The 18,737-nt window shown below is 34.1% G+C and carries 20 protein-coding genes and 1 pseudogene; 10 read left to right on the top strand and 11 right to left on the bottom strand.

Features of this window, described 5'->3' with window-relative positions; genetic code table 11:
- Positions 1-196: 196 nt before the first annotated feature.
- Positions 197-1,111, top strand: a complete 915-nt coding sequence (gene rnz, locus AB3U99_RS15095) for a ribonuclease Z (protein WP_400242214.1) — start codon at positions 197-199, stop codon at positions 1,109-1,111.
- Positions 1,112-1,404: 293 nt separating this feature from the next.
- Here the strand turns inward: rnz and proC are convergent, their stop codons facing one another.
- Positions 1,405-2,241 carry a pyrroline-5-carboxylate reductase gene (gene proC, locus AB3U99_RS15090; RefSeq protein ID WP_400242212.1) on the bottom strand — a complete coding sequence of 279 codons (837 nt, stop codon included), beginning with the start codon at positions 2,239-2,241 and terminating at the stop codon, positions 1,405-1,407.
- Between the two features lie 489 nt (positions 2,242-2,730).
- On the opposite strand from proC, the gene AB3U99_RS15085 reads away from it, so the two are divergent.
- Positions 2,731-3,840, top strand: coding sequence for a DUF1835 domain-containing protein (locus tag AB3U99_RS15085; protein ID WP_400242210.1), 1,110 nt, complete (start codon positions 2,731-2,733; stop codon positions 3,838-3,840).
- Between the two features lie 181 nt (positions 3,841-4,021).
- Positions 4,022-4,816, top strand: a complete 795-nt coding sequence (locus tag AB3U99_RS15080) for an SDR family NAD(P)-dependent oxidoreductase (RefSeq protein WP_400248091.1) — start codon at positions 4,022-4,024, stop codon at positions 4,814-4,816.
- Here AB3U99_RS15080 and AB3U99_RS15075 read toward each other — a convergent pair.
- Positions 4,702-5,022 (bottom strand): YqzH family protein, encoded by a 321-nt coding sequence (locus AB3U99_RS15075; protein ID WP_400242208.1) that lies wholly within the window; start codon positions 5,020-5,022, stop codon positions 4,702-4,704. The two genes, AB3U99_RS15080 and AB3U99_RS15075, sit on opposite strands and share 115 nt — an antisense overlap.
- A 141-nt stretch (positions 5,023-5,163) precedes the next feature.
- On the opposite strand from AB3U99_RS15075, the gene msrA reads away from it, so the two are divergent.
- Together msrA and AB3U99_RS15065 are read left to right on the top strand one after the other, a co-directional pair.
- Positions 5,164-5,676 (top strand): peptide-methionine (S)-S-oxide reductase MsrA, encoded by a 513-nt coding sequence (gene msrA, locus AB3U99_RS15070; RefSeq protein WP_400242206.1) that lies wholly within the window; start codon positions 5,164-5,166, stop codon positions 5,674-5,676.
- Between the two features lie 237 nt (positions 5,677-5,913).
- On the top strand, positions 5,914-7,626 hold the full coding sequence (locus tag AB3U99_RS15065; RefSeq protein WP_400242204.1) for a methyl-accepting chemotaxis protein: 1,713 nt from the start codon (positions 5,914-5,916) through the stop codon (positions 7,624-7,626).
- A 45-nt stretch (positions 7,627-7,671) separates the two neighbouring features.
- Here AB3U99_RS15065 and AB3U99_RS15060 read toward each other — a convergent pair whose 3' ends face one another.
- Positions 7,672-8,583 carry an alpha/beta hydrolase gene (locus tag AB3U99_RS15060; RefSeq protein WP_400242202.1) on the bottom strand — a complete coding sequence of 304 codons (912 nt, stop codon included), beginning with the start codon at positions 8,581-8,583 and terminating at the stop codon, positions 7,672-7,674.
- Between the two features lie 270 nt (positions 8,584-8,853).
- On the bottom strand, positions 8,854-8,985 hold the full coding sequence (locus AB3U99_RS15055; protein ID WP_400242200.1) for a hypothetical protein: 132 nt from the start codon (positions 8,983-8,985) through the stop codon (positions 8,854-8,856).
- A gap of 129 nt (positions 8,986-9,114) precedes the next feature.
- Here AB3U99_RS15055 and AB3U99_RS15050 point away from each other — a divergent pair, with 129 nt between their 5' ends.
- A complete protein-coding gene (locus tag AB3U99_RS15050) occupies positions 9,115-9,564 on the top strand; it encodes an OsmC family protein (protein ID WP_400242198.1) in 450 nt (149 codons plus the stop codon).
- Positions 9,565-9,590: 26 nt separating this feature from the next.
- The gene (locus AB3U99_RS15045; protein WP_400242196.1) at positions 9,591-9,839 is read left to right on the top strand and encodes a YqkE family protein; all 249 of its coding nucleotides are present in this window, start codon (positions 9,591-9,593) and stop codon (positions 9,837-9,839) included.
- A gap of 68 nt (positions 9,840-9,907) precedes the next feature.
- Here AB3U99_RS15045 and AB3U99_RS15040 read toward each other — a convergent pair whose 3' ends face one another.
- Positions 9,908-10,216, bottom strand: coding sequence for a hypothetical protein (locus AB3U99_RS15040; RefSeq protein WP_400242194.1), 309 nt, complete (start codon positions 10,214-10,216; stop codon positions 9,908-9,910).
- On the opposite strand from AB3U99_RS15040, the gene AB3U99_RS15035 reads away from it, so the two are divergent.
- Positions 10,105-10,428, top strand: coding sequence for a GyrI-like domain-containing protein (locus AB3U99_RS15035; protein ID WP_400242192.1), 324 nt, complete (start codon positions 10,105-10,107; stop codon positions 10,426-10,428). The two genes, AB3U99_RS15040 and AB3U99_RS15035, sit on opposite strands and share 112 nt — an antisense overlap.
- A 610-nt stretch (positions 10,429-11,038) precedes the next feature.
- Here AB3U99_RS15035 and AB3U99_RS15030 read toward each other — a convergent pair.
- On the bottom strand, positions 11,039-11,569 hold the full coding sequence (locus AB3U99_RS15030; RefSeq protein WP_400242190.1) for a hypothetical protein: 531 nt from the start codon (positions 11,567-11,569) through the stop codon (positions 11,039-11,041).
- A 175-nt stretch (positions 11,570-11,744) separates the two neighbouring features.
- Between AB3U99_RS15030 and AB3U99_RS15025 the strand changes: the two genes are divergently transcribed.
- On the top strand, positions 11,745-12,308 hold the full coding sequence (locus tag AB3U99_RS15025) for an AAA family ATPase (RefSeq protein WP_400242188.1): 564 nt from the start codon (positions 11,745-11,747) through the stop codon (positions 12,306-12,308).
- Positions 12,309-12,480: 172 nt separating this feature from the next.
- On the opposite strand, the gene istB is transcribed toward AB3U99_RS15025, so the two are convergent.
- The 4 genes from istB to AB3U99_RS15005 all read right to left on the bottom strand — a co-directional run bounded on the left by istB (position 12,481) and on the right by AB3U99_RS15005 (position 16,099).
- Positions 12,481-13,242, bottom strand: coding sequence for an IS21-like element helper ATPase IstB (istB, locus tag AB3U99_RS15020; protein ID WP_400242186.1), 762 nt, complete (start codon positions 13,240-13,242; stop codon positions 12,481-12,483).
- Positions 13,242-14,525, bottom strand: coding sequence for an IS21 family transposase (gene istA, locus AB3U99_RS15015; RefSeq protein WP_400242184.1), 1,284 nt, complete (start codon positions 14,523-14,525; stop codon positions 13,242-13,244). The genes istB and istA overlap by 1 nt, the downstream gene beginning before the upstream one ends.
- Positions 14,526-15,455: 930 nt before the next feature.
- A complete protein-coding gene (locus AB3U99_RS15010; protein WP_400242182.1) occupies positions 15,456-15,896 on the bottom strand; it encodes a hypothetical protein in 441 nt (146 codons plus the stop codon).
- Positions 15,893-16,099, bottom strand: a complete 207-nt coding sequence (locus AB3U99_RS15005; protein ID WP_400242180.1) for a helix-turn-helix transcriptional regulator — start codon at positions 16,097-16,099, stop codon at positions 15,893-15,895. Before AB3U99_RS15005 ends, AB3U99_RS15010 begins: the two co-directional genes overlap by 4 nt.
- A 217-nt stretch (positions 16,100-16,316) precedes the next feature.
- Between AB3U99_RS15005 and AB3U99_RS15000 the strand changes: the two are divergent.
- Positions 16,317-17,645: pseudogene (locus tag AB3U99_RS15000) on the top strand (IS3 family transposase).
- A 71-nt stretch (positions 17,646-17,716) separates the two neighbouring features.
- Here the strand turns inward: AB3U99_RS15000 and AB3U99_RS14995 are convergent.
- On the bottom strand, positions 17,717-18,598 hold the full coding sequence (locus AB3U99_RS14995; RefSeq protein WP_400242178.1) for a ribokinase: 882 nt from the start codon (positions 18,596-18,598) through the stop codon (positions 17,717-17,719).
- Positions 18,599-18,737 lie beyond the last annotated feature (139 nt).

The following is an 18,737-nucleotide window of genomic DNA, read 5'->3' as shown; positions in this document are numbered from 1 at the left end:
TTTTTCATTCATCCAACATGATATTACAATAGATTAGCAAAAGTTACTAGTTAAAAGATTTAAGAATTTGGATATTCCTACAGCAGTAAAGTATACTTAAGGCAACTATTCTGATTTAGTATTTAATGATACGGTTTTATTTATACAGCAGGATTAGGAACAATGAAGAAAAATGAAAGGGGAGTAGCGCGTAAACATGAAATTGCAATTTTTAGGAACGGGTGCAGGGATTCCGGCTAAATCGAGAAATGTTACAGCGATTGCTTTAAAGCTTTTAGAAGAAAAGGGCAGTATTTGGCTGTTTGATTGTGGGGAAGCAACACAGCATCAAATTTTACATACAAGTATAAAACCAAGAAGAATTGACAAAGTGTTTATTACCCATTTACATGGTGATCATATCTATGGATTGCCTGGCTTTCTTTCCAGTAGATCCTTTCAAGGAGGGGAAACAACCCTGACAGTATATGGTCCTAAAGGAATCAGTGAGTATATACGAATCAGCCTTGCTGTTAGTCAGACATATTTAAAATATGAGCTACAAGTCGTGGAAATAGAAGAAGGCGTTATTTTTGAGGATAATGATTTTATTGTGGAAGCAAGAACCTTAGAACATGGTGTAATAAGCTTTGGCTATCGTGTAATCGAAAAGGATCGCCCAGGAAAGTTAGATACCAATAAATTATTGGAGTATGGGATTAGCCCAGGACCTATTTACAAAAAAATAAAAGATGGAGAAGACCTCAAGCTTGATAACGGTACAGTCATAAGTAGTCAAACCTTTCTTGGACCAAATATTAAAGGAAGAGTTATTACTATTTTAGGGGATACAAGAACCTGTGATGCTGCAGGAGTATTGGCTAAAGAAGCAAAAGTATTGGTTCATGAAGCAACATTTTCTGAAAAAGAAGCTTCTATTGCCAAAGAATATTATCATTCTACAACTGTACAGGCTGCCAAAACAGCGAAAATGGCTAATGTAGATTGTCTTTTATTAACACATATTAGTGCAAGATATGACCAATCGTTAACTATGCAGCTTTTGAAAGAAGCAAGAGCCATATTTCCGAATACATATATAGCAGAAGATTTTTCAGAGTTTGAGATTTAATAGGAAAAAGGCTGTTGTCAAATTTAAGGCAACAGCCTTTGATTCTGTAAGGGAAATGGTAGTATTTTATCCCCATCCAACTAGGGCACTGAAAAGGTATTTTTTGTATAAAACGCTGAGGAAATTATCCTAACTAATTATATAAGCTGGTTACTATCAATCATCCATTTCTAGAATTTTTCAATCAGAGCCATGTTCTTAAACACGAGTAAAACTCAACTATAAGCCTATGAAATTAGCTAATATAGGTGGTAGCTCAATTATTTCGTATATGTGGAATGGTTAATGTCACTTTACTTAGGAAGATTCAGTTCATCTGTAAGTGCTTTTCCCATTCGTTTTGATTGGGCAGTTGCTTCTTGGATACATGTAATAAAGGCATTTTGCACATCAAATTCCTCTAGTATTCTAATTCCTGCTTCCGTTGTTCCACCAGGACTTGTCACATTTTTACGAAGCTCTAGAGGCGTTTTAGCTGATTTTGCGATCATTTCAGCAGCACCAAGTAATGTTTGTACAATTAATGCATTAGCTACATCACGATCTAGCCCGATTGTAAGACCACCTTTCTCCATTGCTTCTACTAAGTAATAGATATATGCGGGGCCGCTTCCTGAGAGCCCAGTTATAGCATCTAATTGTTCTTCCTCCACAAATGTAACGAAGCCAACAGTCTCAAACATCTCATGGACGAATTGTTTTTGCTCGTCTACTACAAAGGAGTTGAAGGAGATTCCAGTAGCAGATTTGCCGACTGTAGCCGATGTGTTTGGCATCGCTCGGGCAATTGGAACTTCCATGCCGATTAATCGTTGTAGGCTGTCCATACTAACACCAGCGAGAACAGAAATTAGAAGGGTTTTTTCCGAGAGATAATCCTTCCATTGAGCAATTGCCTCCTTTACATCTTTCGGTTTCATTGCGAGAATGATAGCATCTGCTTCTTGAACAATTTTTTCTAAGTCGAAGGAGTAATGTATGCCATAACGCTCCTGTAATTCAGTCAGTCTTTCCACATTACCACGGTTTGTAACCGTAATATCTGTTGTCTCTATTATTTTGCTTGATACAATCCCAGAAATTAATGCTTCGCTCATCGAACCAGCACCAATGATAGCAAGTTTGTTCATTTTCCTTCCCCCTATAAAAATTATTACATTTGCTTTTGAAACAAGAAAAACTCTCGCCAAAAATAAAGGACGAAAGGTTATTTTCTGTGGTATCACCTTAGTTACTATATAAACAGCAATGCGCATGATTATACAACTCTTCCCCGGTATCGACGGATTACGTTTAGATTTGCCTAACTACTCCTAAGTAGGTTCTCCAACGAATAATTGGAAAGGAAAATGGTTGAACAAAAATGAAAGAGTAAAAGCAATTCCATAATTAAAGAAACACTATTCATTTCTTAAAGAAGTGGATAGTATTGCTTCGCAGAAATCGGTTGATCCCAAGAATCCTCCCACTTCAATCAGACCTCAAGGTCGATTAGTGGGTGTAGTTCAATTGATTATGCAAGATTCAAGGCTTGTCTGTCAATAGAAAAATAGTTTGATGGGAAATTTAGCCAATCGATAGTATAATTGAATTTAGAATTTTAAAAAAGGAGATTGCTAATGAAGAGTAGAACAAACGGTTCTTATGTATATTTTTTGATAGATGATCATCTCATTTATAGTTACAAAATCGAGTCACATACATATATTACTTTACATGACTTAAAGACGACAAACCATTCTGCTCTATATGAAATTAAAAATAAACAAGCGTTTCAAGATTTTGAACATGAAAGTAGCGAAGCAGTTGTTGGTACTGGATTACTTTTAGATGAAGAGAGTTTAAAAGAATTAGTTACTCATATTAATAAAGCTATCAAAAAACAAAAGAAGAGAGAGGCAGAGAAAGAGAAGAAAGCGATTCATTTAGTTGCCTCACAACATATTGCAAGTAGATTAGCTATGGACCTTAATGAGAATATCGAAGTGATTGGCTTAGATGCAGCCTTTATGTATGGTCCAATTCGTCAACTTGAAGAGTATTATGGCCAAAGAGAACGGTCTGAATGGATTTTTGAAAACATAAATCGGGAATTTGAGGACAAAAATCCATACATGATTGCACTAGCTAATAAAATAAATAGTTTAGATGAGATCAATGACGAAAGCCCCATCTATATCTGGTGTGGGAATAATATCGAAGAACAGTTAGCATTAAGATTTTTTATCTTTATGTTGGGAAGAAGACCTAATTCCATTTCCATTATCAACACATCGGAAGCCCTTGAAAAAATAGCTCCAACTGAAAAGTTAGTGGTTAATACTGCAGAAATAAAAAGCGGGATATTACAATCTATATTTGAACATATTGATAGCAGTTATGTTATTACAACAAATCAAAAACTAAGATTAGAAATGGAGTGGCTATCAATAACAAACGCTGATGAGCTTTTAAGAATATGGGAAAATCAAGAGATTATACCGGTGAATCTGGGTTATTATGACCAAACGATTGTGAAAGTATGGAAACGAATGAATGCGAAGGATAAAATAGATTACATCATGACTAGTCAGCTTATTTGGAGAACGATAGAGGAAGAGAATCTTTTTATTGATCCTGATTTTCTTGAATATCGGATTCGTCACCTCGTTTATTCAGGTGTGTTTGAGATGAAAGGAATCCCTAAGAATATGAGACGCTATTTTGTTTGTTTAAAAAAAGAAGAGTAAAGAGCTGGGTTGTTATTTTGAATCTTCTATGTGAAAATAATAAGGAAAATTTTACTTATCAAGTCTATGAAGACAAAGAGAAAGTAGAATTCAAACTATATAATATTTCAATATAGTAATGGCTATTTATGAAAGAGGTGCACGGCATTTTTTTCTATATGCTTGCGCTTTTCTGAGGTGGATAATGAAGGAATTAAATGGAAAGAACATTGTAATTACAGGTGCTTCATCTGGCATTGGGGAGAAAATTGCTTTAAAAATAGCTCATTTGGGGGCTCGTCCAATTCTTCTTGCTCGCTCAGAAGATAAGCTCGCTGCCATTTGTGAGAAAATAAATAATCAATTTCCTGTTCAAGCTATTTATTTTTCTTTAGATGTAAGTAATACAAACCAAGTGAAAGAAGTATTTGCTAAAATATATCGAGAGGTGGATTTTATCGATATTTTACTTAATAACGCAGGGTTTGGCGTTTTTGATATGGTACATGAAGCAAGTATGACTGATATTGATCGTATGTTTCAAGTAAATGTGATGGGGGTTATTGCCTGTACGAAAGAAGTATTGCCTTTTATGTTAGAAAAAAATAGAGGACATATCATCAATGTCGCATCACAAGCAGGCAAATTAGCCACTCCTAAATCAAGTGCTTATGCTGCAACTAAACATGCTGTTTTAGGTTTTACAAACAGTTTAAGAATGGAAGTTTCTCAATCGAATATCAACATTTCAGCAGTAAATCCAGGACCAATCGAAACTGCCTTTTTTACTACGGCCGACAAATCTGGAGACTATGTTAAAAATGTTCAAAAGTATATGCTCTCAGCGGAAAAAGTAGCAGATAAAGTAACAAAATTAATGATTCACCCAAAACGTGAACTGAATCTTCCTGTTTGGATGAACTGGGGAAGTGTTTTATATAATTTATTTCCGGGGATTGCTGATAAGTTAGTGGGCGGTATTTTGAATAAAAAATAAAAACATGAAAAATAAGGCGAATCTGTAACATAGCCATAAACAACATCTTGAACAATATCATAAAGCTCATTTATGGGATGTCGCTTTTTTTGATTGATTATTTTGATAGACAATTCATCTACATCATTGGAAGAAAATATGTTGCCTTCTCCTTGATACTGCATAAGTGTCTTTTGAATCATTTTTTGAAGAAGTAATTTATTCATTGATAAGTTTTCCTTAAAATAAAATAGTATCTTTCTCCAAAGTATTATATACTAAATTTTATCTAATAGGAGAGTTATAGCTAATTTTCTTAAAATAGCATGTTAAAAAAATTAATTGGAACAACTAGGGAGATGAGAGTAATGGAAAAAGCAACGTTTGCAGGTGGATGTTTCTGGTGTATGGTATCTCCATTTGAAGAGCAGCCAGGCATTGGAGGAATTGTTTCTGGCTATAGTGGGGGACATGTGGAGAATCCAACATATGAACAAGTAAAAACAGGGACAACTGGACATTTTGAAGTTGTAGAAATCACATATGATCCAGAATTATTTCCATATGAGCGTTTATTAGAATTATTTTGGCAGCAAATTGATCCAACTGATCCAGATGGACAGTTTCAAGATCGTGGACCGCAGTATCGGACAGCGATTTTTTATCATAATGAAAAACAAAAAGAACTTGCTGAGAAATCGAAACAAGCAATGGCGGAAAGTGGAAAATTTAAAAAGCCAATTGTTACATTAATAGAACCAGCTGCGACATTCTATCCTGCTGAAGACTATCATCAAGATTATCATAAGAAAAACAAGACACATTATAAAGAAGATAGAGAAAAGTCTGGAAGAGACGAATTTATTAAAGAACATTGGTGAAATTATAGAGAACGGATTTTGGAAGTTAATCTATCCATGTGATAGAACTTGCAAATTCGTTCTTTTTTATGGCTTCAAGACTATCTGACTGACACCATAAAGAAAGCGATTTAAAAAAATATTGGTGCAAAAATCTCATTTTTTTCGAAAAAAACAATTTAATCATGCTTATGTCTAAAGTATTGTCGGATTATGTCGATAAGAGAGGGAGAATTAGATAAAAAAGGAGTAGCTTCAATGAAATTTTTACAAAATATGAATATTTCCAAAAAAATATTGTTCATTATTATGTTTAGTGCCATTGCATTAGTATTAATAGGATTATTTGGAATGTATGGGATGAAAGAGATGGCTGATAATTCTCAAGAAATGTATGAGGAGAAGCTAGTACCCAATACATATATTGCGAAAGTACAAAATTATCGTCGTATAAACGATAGTTATGTAATCGAGTTAATGATAACAGAGGATGAAAAACGAAATCAGGAACTTTTAGACGCAATAAAAAAGAATACGGATGAGTCTGAGCAATACATAAAAAAACTAGATGCAATAGAGCTTTCTCAGGAAGAAGAAGATGCTTATAAGATATTTAAAGATGCTTATAGTGGTTTCGAAGACTTGCAAGATCAAGTTGTCTCTTTAGCTATCAATAACTTTAATGACTCAGCGTATAACGTATATACTACAAATCTTCAATCAAAAAGGAATGTTATTAACAGTCAATTGGATGAACTACAAGAGGCAAATCAGGCAGAAGCGGAACGGATTTCAAAAGAAAATGATACTTATTATACCAAGATGATACTCATCACGGCAGGTATTATCATTATTGCTGTAGCACTTGCCGTATTATTTGGATTATATATTTCCGCAATGATTGTCAACCCAATTAAACGATTAAAAGCACTAATGGAAAAAGGCGGACAAGGAGATTTTTCGGAAAGATCAGCCTATATTGGCAAGGATGAAGTAGGGTCTCTTTCTGATAGCTACAATATAATGGCAAACGGGATGAAGGAACTAATTGAAACGTTATCTGAAACGTCTCATCATCTTGCTACATCATCTGAACAATTGAGTTCAAGCTCAGAAGAAAGCAGTAGAGCAAGTGAACATATTTCGGAAACAATACAGGAGCTTGCAGAAAACTCAGAAATGCAGATGACATTAATGGAATCTAGTTCAAAAGGAATCCATAGTGTGAATGAAACGACTGGAAGCATTACAGAGCGTGCGAAAAAAGTGGCAGAAACTGCAGAACGAACTTCGGTTGTATCAGCTGAAGGTGCTAGTCGAATTTCAGAAGTAACAAAACAAATGAAATCAATTAATCATAATGTAGTGACGTTAGGTCAATCTATAGCTACATTGGAATCTCGAATTAACAAAATCGGCGATATTACGATGGTTATATCAGATATTTCTTCCCAAACCAATTTACTAGCTTTAAATGCTGCCATTGAAGCAGCAAGAGCTGGCGAGCAAGGTAAAGGTTTTGCAGTTGTTGCAGATGAAGTAAGAAAATTAGCCGAACAAACGGCAGGTTCTGCAGAGCAAATCACGAGTCTTATTAGTCAAATTCAAACGGATTCAAAGAATACTTCTCTTTCCATGACAACAGCTGCAAATGAAGTGGATGCAGGTATTGGTATTGTGCAAGATGCTGGAGATTCTTTTATGAAAATTGAGAGGTCCATTAATGAACTAGTCACACTTGTTGAGGAAGTAAGTGAATCACTTGACCATTTGAAAGAGCATACAAATACAATCAATTATTCCATTCTAGAAGTTAATAGTATGGCAAGTGAAGCAGCTGCTAGTACAGAAAACGTTTCTTCAGCTACTGAGGAACAAGTAGCGTCGATGCAGGAAATAGCAGCATCTTCGACTTCATTAGCACAACTCGCAACCGACCTACAGGATAAGATAAAACAATTTAAGATATAATAAGAAAGAGGAGACATGCTGAATAAAAGCATATCTCCTCTTTCTTTAATCACATTTTACATATTCCGTTAAAAAGTCATCAATCGCTTTCTCATAGGCTTCTTTGTTCTCATTATAGCTTTGAGCATGAAATCCATTTATGGCAAAAAATAATTTTTTTGGCCCCTGTTTTTTATCAAAAAGTTTTTGGGTCATTTCTGGCAGAATAAAATCATCTTTTTGACTATGGATAAATAACATTGGACTTTTTATCTTATCAATAACGGAAATAGGAGAGATATCCTTTATGGAATATCGAGCTCTTGCTCGTAGGAACAAATTAGCAAGGGGGATGAAGACTTTCCCAGGAAGTTTAATTTCCTGTTTAATTAGATAATTTAACTGTTCGCTAAAATCCGAAAATGGACAATCTGCAATATAAAAGTCAGCACCATCCTCTATTCCTCCAGCATAAAGAATCATCGTCGCAGCACCCATTGATTCCCCATGGATGCCCAGAACAATATCCTTCCCTTTTTCACGTTTTACCCAGTCTACAATTTGTTTAAGGTCAAATTTTTCATAATAACCAAAGCTTGTATTTTTTCCGCCAGATTCTCCGTGTCTGCGATGATCATAAATGATTCCATTGTAACCTCTTTCTAAAAATAAGTTCATATATTTAATCGAACTTGTTTTATTTTCCGTAACACCGTGTGAAATGATGATATATTTCTTTGTTTGAAAAGGTTCCACTAGGATTGCTTTTAAGTCATAGCCATAGGGGGAGGGGATGGTGATTTCTTGTTTAGCAATATTTTCAAAAGAAACAGGGTCATATCTGCCAGCTTCTTTCTCTCTTTTTAAAATATAGGCATCGTCCTTTTTCTTCATATACATTAATCGATTGGAACAGTATACCCCAATGGATGTAATAAACAATAAGACAGAAAATAGATAACGAAACAGTTTTCTCAAACCGATTCCTCCAGTAAGTACAGAAATTTAGCAGAAACTAATTTGAGTGTATCACTTCTCCGTAGAGAAACAAAATAGACAATCTCTTCAATTATAAAAAAATAGACGTAGAAGGATTAGCGCCTATGATAAAAAATCATATGCAGGAATGATTAAATGGTTACAATGCGGAAAATGAGTGACCAAAGCTTATTGGCATTGGAGATAAGGAGACGGATACAAAGAAAATACTGCACCTTCAAAGGATATTAGAAGATGCAGCAAAGATATCTATTGTTTGGAGTTTTGTCTGTTTGTCGGATGAATCGCTTTTTCCAAGTCCTCCGCAGCAATCGTTTGTTTGACAGTATCTGCATTTGATTTTCCAGCTTGGCTGTATCCTTTGTCTCGTTTTTGACTCATTCATATCCCTCTTAAATTAAAATGCTGATACTAGCAGGACAATTTGTGCTGTATCCGATTCTCTAATATAACTTGAGTTAAAAAATATGTTATTATACATACAGCATAGTAAAAAAGAAGGGTTGAATTATGGCAGAACATCATTTTTATTTAAAAGCAGATTGGCCAGGCTATCGTAATGATGTCGGTACAATTGAAAGCGGGAATTTAAAAACAAAAATATCTATTCCAAATGAAATGGATGGACCTGGTGTCGGAACAAATCCAGATGAAATGCTCCTTGGTGCTGCGGCAACTTGTTTTATTATTACGCTTGCAGCAATGATGGAAAGAAGCCGTCTTGAGAAAGAGAGTTTGACATTGGAATCAGAGGCAGTTGTGGATGTAACAAACGGTGTATTTACCTATAAAAAAATTATCCATCGCCCGAAGATTATACTTAAAAAAGAGGCTACTGAAAAAGACGTGAAACTTGCAGCAAAACTTGCACAAAAAGCAGAAGATAGCTGCATGATTACTAGAGCTATCAAAGGGAATGTTGAAGTCGAGCTAGACGAAACGATTGAGCTTGCATTGTAAAGAACGGATAGTTGGAGGATAATCATATGGCAAAACAACGAAAAAATATACAAAAAGAAAAGCAGCTGGATAAGCCTGTTACATTAGGTGATCTCCTGAACGATCAATTAGCAGCTCAGCTGAAAAATAAAAAGCAAGAGCTTAAAGAACAAGAAGAGGCTAAGCTAAAAGCGGAAGAAAAAAGAAAAAGAGAAGAACGTAGACAAAGAGAGAAAAATAAAAGCTTTGAAGAACTGTTAAATGAAAATTCAATGAACTGGAAGGATTTTAAATAGGATTCAAAGGATACCTTGCTTTAAGTAATGGTATCCTTTCCTTATATAATCCAAAAAGCTATCTGGTTCTATCCCCTGACTTTGGTGAAATCTTCTTCTTTTATATGATTATTCTCAGGTGAAAGCAAGGAATGAAATTCACTAAATAATAGTTGTATCTCCACATTTTCATTAATAATAGCAATGTTTTTTTGATATTCTTCCTCACTAGTATATGTCGTTATCTCCATCCATTTTGTTGGATCATCGTGACTTTGTAAGTAGGTTGTTTCTGAGTCGATGTATTTTTTATAAATGTTGGTTGCTTTTTCTTGAATACGAAAATATTCTGCAACCTTCTCCTTTTGTATATGGTATTCATATACTTTTACATACATTGCTCCCGCTCCTTTACAAATCTTTTGAAACAGTACAGAAAGCATGGGGAAATATTTATGCTGAATGGTTCCCATCTTCAGGCTATCAACAAATGGAAGGTCCTGAAATTTTATCGATTAAAAGTAAAGATTTACAATCTCCTAAAGTAGCCTGCGAAAGTTGGATACCTGTTAGCAAAAGGGGAGTTGCAACAGTAAATGAAATTTTGTGAGATGATTTATTATTAGTAGAGAGAGACATCTTTTTTGGTAGAGGAAGAGGCTGGCACATAAGCATTTCAACTAATAATAACACGAACGATTATGGAATGAGGATGTATTAATGTTAGTGTTTTTTTCGTTTTAGAAAGAAGGTTTCAAAAAAGTCTGTTGCTATTACCCGCAGTCAGAATACACTTCGCTTTCCATGGGGCTAGCGCCAAGCCTCCTCGTCGCTAGCTCCTGCGGGGTCTCAGACTTTCTCGCAGCTCCCATAGTCTACGTGTATTCAGACTGCTCAGTTCTTCCATATAATTAAATTTTTCTATTAAAAAATATTTTAGAAAAGACTTTAAAAAACGAAGTGGAATGGAGCGGAAGACACTCGACTCCTGCGGGAAGTAGAGCAATCTTTAGACCCCACAGGCTTTGCCAAGGAGGCTTAGGTTGCTCCCTAGCGCATCGTGTGTCTGTAGCGCAATGGAACGACTTAGTTTTTACACGTGACTATATTTAAAAACATAGATAACCATCATGAGAAATTAGCTTTATTTAAGAGCTAAATTAGAGATTGTTCGTCTTTACAGATTGGTTATTTAGTTTTGTCCCAGCCTGTTTCATTTGTTAATAATCCAAATGCTTATAATACAAAAGATATTCCTTTTCATTAAGTTTCTTCAATTTATACTTACGAATATCATTTTCCAGCTTTTTTTGATCGGTATTTTTATTACTTAGCTTTAATGCAAGCTGATAAAAAATTTCACCTAGAATGTATATGGTACCAGATGAACCTAATTCAAGACCTAATGTTTCTGTCTCTGAAAGCTGTGTTTTTGCTAATTCCTCTATTTCTTTTTTATATTCCTCTTTAATTAAAATATGGGATTCTTTGTTTGCGAAGGCGAGCAATAAATCCTCCGTGTTATATACTTCAAAATAGGCAGTTTTCTTTTCTAACTGTAATAGTTCATCTAATACATTTCCTTCGCTTTTTTTGACTGTTTCAGCGATAGCTTGTATGGTTTTTACTGAATAGCTGCTGACATTCTTTTTGTTGACGGCAGCTAGCATTTGTTGGCTTATGCCAGTTTGTTTAAAAACATCATAACGCTTTTTTCCATTCTTTTGTAAATAGACGTCAAGTAAGCTCATTATATTAACCACCTATACTAAAAATTTATTTACTAAAATATATTTTATTACAGATGGTTAATATTGTAAATGACATAATGCAATATTTACGTAATATTTCCAATTTTTGTTGTATTAAGATTATTCTTTGTTAAAATAAAAAATTATAGTTTATAAATGAAATGGGGAGAAGGTATTGAAATTAGTTTTTATCGTAGGTCCACAAGCAGTCGGTAAAATGACTGTTGGCCAAGAACTAGCAAAAGTAACAGATTTAAAGTTATTCCATAATCATATGACCATTGATCTAGTTAGTACATTTTTTGATTATGGGTCAACAGCAGGAAAGAGATTAGTTGAGCTGTTTCGTAAGGAAATATTTGAAGAGGTTTCTAAAAGTGATTTGAATGGCATTATCTTCACTTACGTGTGGGCATTTGATATGAAGGAAGATTGGGATTATGTAAATCAAGTTTGCGAGCTTTATGAATCAAGTGGAGCAACGGTTTATTTCGTTGAGCTAGAAGCAGATGTAGAGGAGAGAATCGAACGGAATAAAAGTCCGAATCGGCTTGAACATAAACCTACTAAAAGAGACATCGCTTGGTCTGAAAATAATCTGAAGACATCTATGCAAGCCTATCGTTTAAATTCATTACCAGGAGAAATAAAACACAGTAATTATTTGCGAATTAATAATACAAATATAAGTGCAGAGGAAGTTGCAAAACAAATTAAAGAAAGATTTAATTTAAGATAGTAGAAGGAATAGAGGATTTAATAAAATGGAATAACTTTTTGGAAAGGTTGAAATGCGTGGCTATTACCCATGAATTTGGTATCATTGAAAATTTTAATAAACAGCAAGCATACAATCATTATAAATGTCAACACAATTATGTACAATTTCGCTTGCGTAAGGATGTACAAAATCACTCTTCTTCTTGGGTTAAATGAGCTTTTAATCGATAAGAATCACCTACAATCGTCACGACAGTTGCGTGATGTAAAATTCGATCTAAAATCGCATTTGCTAACTTAGTCTCTTGAAAGATTGTATCCCACTCTTTGAAATTCACATTTGTAGTGAGAATTGTACTCTTCTTTTCGTATCTCATATCAACCAGTTGGAAAAAGAGCTTCGCATCTTCCGCATCTATTGGCAAGTAACCTATTTCATCTACGATCAAAAGCTTGTACTTGGCATAATGCTTTAAACGACTCTCTAATCGGTTTTCCAAACGTGCTTTCTTCAAATTCTGGATTAAATCATGGCACTTAATAAAATAAGTACTAGTTCGTTTCTTCGCTGCGGCAATCCCGATGGAAGTGGCCAAATGAGTCTTTCCCACACCACTTGTACCTAAAAAAACGATATTTTCATTTTTCTCTATAAAACGAAGCGTTAAAAAATCTAAAATTTGTTGCCGGTTAACGGAAGGTTGAAAATTAAAATCAAATTCCGTTATTTCTTTACGATGTGGGAAAGCACCTACTTTCACCATTGCCTGTGTCATATTTTGCTCTCTGACATCAATTTCATAATTAGTTAATTTAATCAGTGTGTCACTAAATGACAATTGATTATTTACACTAAAGTCTAAGACTTCATTTAAATGTAAGGTCATTTGCTTAAGTCCTAAATACTCTAAATTCTTTACTAACTGTTGATGGTTTGTTGTTGCTGGATTCATTATTTATACACTGCTCCAATCGCTGCTAAATTCTTTTTCGCTAACTCATCAATATTAGGATAGTTAGGCATAGATACTCCTAAAGATTCTTGATAGTGAGTCTCCTGATAATTTAATTTCTTATCGCTTAGAGGATGCTGAGCGATGAGCTCCGTGTTATAATAAATCCATATTTGATCATCATACACTTGTAGTCCCACTCGCTTTCCTTGGTACTGTGCTGGTACCGAGTATTGATTAGATTTGTAAGAAATCATGTTGGAGGCATTCACTTTTACAAGCTTATGATTAATGCGATAAGAATCTCTTACTTGGACAGTTGGTAGCTGGTGTAAGAGGTTCTTTTCTTTTTTCAATTCTAATACTGGTATCTTGCCTGTTCCCTGATGCACCTCATGATTTAATCGATTACATAAATCTTGTATAAATTGATTCAGTTCTTCCAAGGTCAGTTGACCTTGATATGCATGAATCTCATCTAATAGTTTCATTGTAGTTTCTACTTTACCTTTCGTACGTGGTCTGCCTGCTACACAAGGTTTTACTTTAAAATCAAAGTCATTAGCGAATTGTGCAAACTTATTATTAATTTTCCCTCCGGTGTATTCTGTTCTAGCTTCATCCATTACGGTTTTCATATTGTCCGTGACTATCTCAGAGGGGACCCCACCAAGCGCTTCAAATGTTTCCGTTAAGAACGAGAACAACACACTTTGTGATTTCGAGATACTTAAATGAAACGTACGAAAACGGGAATAAGAAAGGATAAGAACCGCGACGTTCACCTCCACATGTTGACCATCTCTAGTTTCAAAGGGAATACTTTCTTTCCAATCTAACTGTGCCTGTTTGCCAGCTGGAGTTTCAAAACGAGCTGTTCCTTTAGGAGAGGAAATTCTTTTGTCCTCATCAAAATATGCTTTAAATTCTGGCGTTCTCGCAATATAAGCTCTGAACGTAGAAGCTGAACAGTCAAGACCATGATTATCCTTTAAATATTGCCAAAGGACTCTCCGGTAATAAAACTTCTGCTTGGAATCCTCTGATAAAAGTGCTGCTATCGTTTCATAATACTCATCCATTTTTGATGTTTTTTTTCGTGTGCGTTTTGGGATAAAGCCATTTAGATATTTATCAATCGTTCTACGGTCCACCCCTAGCTCTCTAGCTAATTCACTCTTATTAATTTTCATCTTTAAGTGCTCCATTACTTGTTTAAATTTTGCTAAGTCTGAAAGACTCTTAATCTCAAAATTTGTTTCAATATCTAATGTTATGTACATACTAATCACCCAAGATTAGTATGTAATCTAAAGTCGATTTTGTACATCTTTATTCAAGCACGTTTGTACATATTTAAATTATCATTTCTAAATCATTACCCCCCTGATCTTTATGATTGAGTAACAGTAAATGATGATTTTATACAAGAGATGATAAAACAATTAGCGATGATGAAAACATATTTCCATACATATGAAAGACCTGCTAATGGTTTAGGGTACTACGGAATAACGCTGCTTCCTCCTGAGTCGTTACCACTTTTTTTAGATATCATTTTGTCTAATAAAAAAAGAAGAAAATCGCAGTAGTTTATTGATCTAGCTATAAAAATAAAACAAGCACAGGAAGCAAAAAAATACATGATTCACTATGGGGGTTAAACCATGGCACTTCATGTATTATTTTCGTTTTATTCCTTACTTTTGCTTTGGAAATAAGGAAAATCTAGAAAAGAAAGACCGATTGCCAAGCCGAGAGAAGTAAAAGAGACAGTAAATGTTTTCTGAGTCGGTTGGAAAAAATAATGAAATAGATAACTAACTAGACTTAAGAAGATAAAAAGACAAATAAATTGATATATCTTCTTTCTCAATAAAGACCAGCTGAATTTATTCTTCCACGTGATTACCGCTATCCATAGTAAGTAAAACATAAAACAAATTATGAAAATAGTGTATCCAATAATAAAATAAAAAGAAAAAGTGGTATTAATATTTTTATATATAAAATATAAAGCAACTGCTGATAGGATGAAACAAAAAATATATAAAGAAATGGTTAGTCTGCTAAAAAAATTATTCATTTTGCACCTTCTTTTAGGTTATATGATTATTTCCATTTTAGGAAGTGGTTTCCCAATTACGTTACTTTAATTATAAGGAATAATGGTAGATTAATCCAGCTGACAAAAGTGAATAATAGCATAGGAATTACCGTTCCTCCTCATCCTCCATCTCATTTTTTCTTCTATTTCGTAAGTAATAAATAAATAGAACAGGAACTATCCCACATATAAACACTATTCCGCCAATAAGCGCACCAGATAAAAATTGGTCTCCATCAGAGAATATTACCAGAATTCCAATAAGGAGAGAAAGCAGAGTGACAATAGTAATAGAAAGGTATAATCCCTTTTTAGGGTCCTTTTTGCTGTTTTCATGATCGACGCTTATAATCATTGATAGATAAGCAGAAATAATGCTTGTAATCATAAATACATACCATAATGGGTTGTCTGTCATTCCATCTAACCCTTTTAAAATAAGATCATAGCCTAATATGCCAAGAATACCAATGGTTTGAATTATATAGGCTATTTTAATGTTCTGTAAGTTTTTCATTATTAAACGTTCATCTTTAATTTTTTTCATTTTTCTTCCTCCTTGTCTACCCAAAACAATTCATCTAATGTTCTGTTTAGGGAATAACAGAGATCAAGACAAAGTTTTAAAGTAGGATTGTATTTTCCTTTTTCAATAAGACTGATAGTTTGACGAGTTACGCCAATCTTATCAGCTAATTGTTGCTGGGTTAAATCTGCTTGAATCCGCGCGATTTTAATATGATTCTTCAAGGCAATCCTCCATTTGATGGAATATATATATTACATTATATCTAATATATATTACATAATGCAATATATATATTCCATTCAAGCTATTTTCTTCCATTAAAAAGAGAGAATCACTTACTAAAATGGTACCTGTAGTTAGGACATTTGAAAAAAGAGTGTTTTATCTACAGGTATTTTTTTATATACTTAAATTACTAAAAAGGGATTAGGGGACAACATGAGTAAGATAACATTTTCAACTAAAGAGATAAAAATGCTTAAAAGGAATCCAAATGTACAAAGTGTCAGCGAGCGAGCTATTACCTATACGGATTCATTTAAAAATAGATTTATGGATGAGTATCTAGGTGGAAAACTTCCTCGACAAATCTTCATGGATAACGACTTTGATGTGGACGTAATAGGAATTAAACGAATTGAACAATCCGCATACAGGTGGAAGAAAGCCTATGAAAAGGATGGGTTAATCGGACTCACAGACTCAAGAAAAGCCGGTTCTGGTAGACCATTAAAGCGAGAACTTACGCCGTCTGAAGTGATTGAAAGGCAAGAAGCTAGAATTAAGCTATTGGAGGGTCAGGTAGAGTTATTAAAAAAGCTAGAAGTGACAGAAAGGAGGCTGCTAAACGAAACAAAATAACTAGAACCAAGTAGAGTATATCAATTAATTTCTGAGACCATTGAACAAAATGGTTTTAAGCGTATGACTAAGTATTTTTGCAAACTTTTAGAGGTTTCCCGTTCTGGATACTATAGTTTCCTTCAAGCATATACTATCCGAGAAGCGAGAGAACAATTGGACTTGGAAGCGAAAGAAATCATACTAGAAGCCTTTAATCGACGGGGATATAAGAAAGGTTCCAGGTCCATAAAAATGATCTTGGAGAATGAATATAACATTATATTTAGTCGTAAAAAGATACAAAGAATCATGAAGAAATATAGTATAGTCTGTCCTCATAGAAAAGTAAATCCTTATAAAAAAATCGCTAAAGCAACAAAGGAACATCAAGTCGTACCAAACAAGCTAAACAGAGAGTTTAAGCAGGGTATACCAGGAAAGGTTTTATTAACGGATATCACTTATTTGCCATATAACGGAAATAGTATGGCTTATTTGTCGACCGTAAAAGATGCTTCCACAAACGAACTCCTAGCTTATCATGTTTCTGACCGTATTACCTTAGATATCGCAACGAAGACAATCCAGAAATTGATGAACAACAAGAAAGTAATTATACATAAAGATGCCTTTATTCATTCAGATCAAGGAAGTCATTATACGAGCCCAAAATTTCAAAGGTTATTAAAAAAATATGGTCTAGACCAATCGATGTCTAGAAGAGGAAACTGTTGGGACAATGCCCCTCAAGAGTCATTCTTTGGTCATTTAAAAGATGATGTGGACTATCAATCTTGTAAAACCTTAAAAGAACTAAAGGCAAAAATAAATCATTACATGGTTTACTATAACAATTATCGATATCAGTGGAACTTAAAAAAGATGACCCCTATTCAATATAGGAATCATCTTCTCACTGCTTAATCTCTTTTTTTACTGTGTCCTTGACATGGGTGCCAGTTTATACCATTCTCTCTTTTTAATTCTCTATATTTTTAGTTTGTCTCCATTACTTCTTGCAAACTTGGAATAGAAGACGCTGCCCCTTTTCGAGTTACAGCAATTGCCGCTGCTTTTGTTGCAATTTGCAAAGTCTTTTTTATATCAGCTTGCTGGGAAATTTGGGTTAAAAAATACCCTAAGAATGTATCGCCAGCAGCTGTCGTATCAACTGCATCTACTTTATAGGAGGCTTGTCTATGTTCTTCGACACTATCTTTATAAATCACGCCTGCTTTGCCCAATGTTAATACGATTTTTAGCTGTTTGTTTAATGACAAGAGTGTTTGAAAGATCTTGTCATTTGTCTGTTCGTTCGTAATCGCTTTTGCTTCTATTTCATTTAATATTAAGTAATCTATTTTTGAAAAATCTAGGTTGGTAATTGTTTCATCGATTGGAGAAGGATTAAGGACGATTTTTAATCCTTTTTTGTGTGCTGTTTCCACTATGTATTCTAAATCGTTTATTTCATTTTGCAATAACAGTAAATCGTCCTGCGAAAAATTTGCTAAAACATGGTTAATTTGATCAATCGTTATTTCTTTATTTGCTCCTCCAAATAATAGAATACAATTTTCCCCGCTGGAAGAGACTTGAATAATGGCATGGCCAGTTGTGTTCCCATTCTCCTCAATCCAATCAACATTAACATTTGCTTCTGCTAAAACCTCTTTTAGAAATAAGCCGTCTTTTCCAATATTACCTCCATGGTAAACTTGTGCTCCAGCTTTAGCAAGTGCAATCGATTGATTTAAACCCTTCCCACCTGGAAATTCTTCAAAATTCGTGGAAGATAAAGTTTCGCCAGCAGATACAAAATGAGGAACAGAATATACTTTATCAATATTTAAAGAACCAAAGTTTAAAATCTTCAAGTCTTTCACCTCAATGTTTTTAACTTATTTATAGAATATCACTGATTCTTCTTTAAATAAACGGGTTAAGTTTGTTAAAGTAATAGAAAAGAGGAATTATTAGGAAGTTTAATAGTATTTTTGGCTAGTTATTTTTCCA

This window comes from Niallia tiangongensis, from assembly GCF_044704065.1.
GTDB lineage: Bacteria > Bacillota > Bacilli > Bacillales > Cytobacillaceae > Niallia > Niallia tiangongensis.
This window is presented reverse-complemented; position numbering and strand designations above follow the sequence as displayed.

Excerpts from the sequence above, each read along its gene's own strand:
- rnz (WP_400242214.1), top strand. The coding sequence starts at position 197 with ATGAAATTGCAATTTTTAGGAACGGGTGCAGGGATTCCGGCTAAATCG.
- proC (WP_400242212.1), bottom strand. The coding sequence starts at position 2,241 with ATGAACAAACTTGCTATCATTGGTGCTGGTTCGATGAGCGAAGCATTA.
- AB3U99_RS15085 (WP_400242210.1), top strand. The coding sequence starts at position 2,731 with ATGAAGAGTAGAACAAACGGTTCTTATGTATATTTTTTGATAGATGAT.
- AB3U99_RS15075 (WP_400242208.1), bottom strand. The coding sequence starts at position 5,022 with ATGAATAAATTACTTCTTCAAAAAATGATTCAAAAGACACTTATGCAG.
- msrA (WP_400242206.1), top strand. The coding sequence starts at position 5,164 with ATGGAAAAAGCAACGTTTGCAGGTGGATGTTTCTGGTGTATGGTATCT.
- AB3U99_RS15065 (WP_400242204.1), top strand. The coding sequence starts at position 5,914 with ATGAAATTTTTACAAAATATGAATATTTCCAAAAAAATATTGTTCATT.
- AB3U99_RS15055 (WP_400242200.1), bottom strand. The coding sequence starts at position 8,985 with ATGAGTCAAAAACGAGACAAAGGATACAGCCAAGCTGGAAAATCAAAT.
- AB3U99_RS15050 (WP_400242198.1), top strand. The coding sequence starts at position 9,115 with ATGGCAGAACATCATTTTTATTTAAAAGCAGATTGGCCAGGCTATCGT.
- AB3U99_RS15045 (WP_400242196.1), top strand. The coding sequence starts at position 9,591 with ATGGCAAAACAACGAAAAAATATACAAAAAGAAAAGCAGCTGGATAAG.
- AB3U99_RS15040 (WP_400242194.1), bottom strand. The coding sequence starts at position 10,216 with ATGTATGTAAAAGTATATGAATACCATATACAAAAGGAGAAGGTTGCA.
- AB3U99_RS15030 (WP_400242190.1), bottom strand. The coding sequence starts at position 11,569 with ATGAGCTTACTTGACGTCTATTTACAAAAGAATGGAAAAAAGCGTTAT.
- istB (WP_400242186.1), bottom strand. The coding sequence starts at position 13,242 with ATGAATCCAGCAACAACAAACCATCAACAGTTAGTAAAGAATTTAGAG.
- istA (WP_400242184.1), bottom strand. The coding sequence starts at position 14,525 with ATGTACATAACATTAGATATTGAAACAAATTTTGAGATTAAGAGTCTT.
- AB3U99_RS15010 (WP_400242182.1), bottom strand. The coding sequence starts at position 15,896 with ATGAAAAAAATTAAAGATGAACGTTTAATAATGAAAAACTTACAGAAC.